Origin of the sequence: Limimaricola cinnabarinus (genome assembly GCF_002723615.1) — a bacterium.
GTDB classification, from domain to species: domain Bacteria; phylum Pseudomonadota; class Alphaproteobacteria; order Rhodobacterales; family Rhodobacteraceae; genus Limimaricola; species Limimaricola cinnabarinus_B.
Genome location: NZ_KZ304989.1, coordinates 10,929 through 12,048 on the forward strand (window position 1 = coordinate 10,929; position 1,120 = coordinate 12,048).

Annotated in this window: 1 protein-coding gene; it reads right to left on the reverse strand. The window is 63.0% G+C overall.

What is annotated here, in order from left to right; all coding sequences use genetic code 11:
* Positions 1-20: 20 nt before the first annotated feature.
* On the reverse strand, positions 21-944 hold the full coding sequence (locus CJ301_RS17610; protein WP_162620613.1) for a transposase: 924 nt from the start codon (positions 942-944) through the stop codon (positions 21-23).
* Positions 945-1,120 lie beyond the last annotated feature (176 nt).

Sequence of the window (1,120 nt, forward strand, 5' to 3'; positions counted from 1 at the left end):
GGGGGCAACTGTGTCGTTTCTTAGAGGCGAATGGGCTGTTTGTTTCGGATCATGGCGTTGAGGATGACGAGGAGCTGACGGGCAACGGCAATGAGAACTGTTTTGGGGGCTTTGCCGGCAGCCTTCATTCGATCTCGCATGGCAATCAAGAGCGGCACGCGGCGGGACGCGCTCAAGGCCGCGATGTAGAGAGCCTCGCGGACTTTGCGTCGTCCTCCCCATATACGTCGTGTGCCGCGCCATGTGCCGCTCTCGCGGGCATGTGGAGCGAGCCCGGCGAGAGAGGCGATCCGACGCCGACAGAGCGTGCCGAGTTCGGGCAGTTCGCCGAGAAGCGTTGCCAGCACCGTCGGTCCAATCCCAGGCACGGCGCGAAGCAACTCCGCATGCTCGGTAAGTTCGGGGCTGTCTCCGATCAGAGCCGCAATCTTGCGATCCATGATGACAATGCGGCGGTCGAGCAGCGCGATCATCGTCTCGATCTCGCGCAGGATTGCTGGCTGGCCGGCGCTGTGGCGACGCACCTTTTCGGCTTTCCGCATTTCGACCAACTGCCTGCGGCGACGAAGGAAATCAGAAAGTCGGGCCCGATCCGGATGAGGCGGCGCGGTAACCTCGAGAGGCAAGAGGCGCCCCATATCAGCCAGTATGCGCGCATCGACCCGATCCGTTTTGGCCAACACGCCCGTCGCGCGGGCGAACTCTCGGGCTTGGCGCGGATTGACCCGTGCGAAGCGAAGGCCCCGGTCGCAGAGTGCCTTGATCAAAAGAGTGTCGCAGCCGCTGGTGGCCTCGAAGACGACTAGAGAGTTTGCAGGCAAGGACGCGGTCCAGCGGGTAATGCTGTTCGGATTGTTATCGATCCTCACCACCACCTTGGTCGGCAGGGCGTGCGTATCGATCCAGCCGCGGGCAAGGTCGCAGCCGATGACGGTCTGTGGCATGGTAAAAGCTCCTGTCCATGTCATGCGGGATCGGAGTCAGCCGTCCCAAGCAACTGTTCAGGTTGATCGCGACGCGGAAGGGACCCTTGCTCCCACACGGGCTCTCGACCCTGGGGGGGGACGGGCTCCCTTCCGCACCGCCATTCTACTCCATTCGCAACAGACAGGGGGGGGGG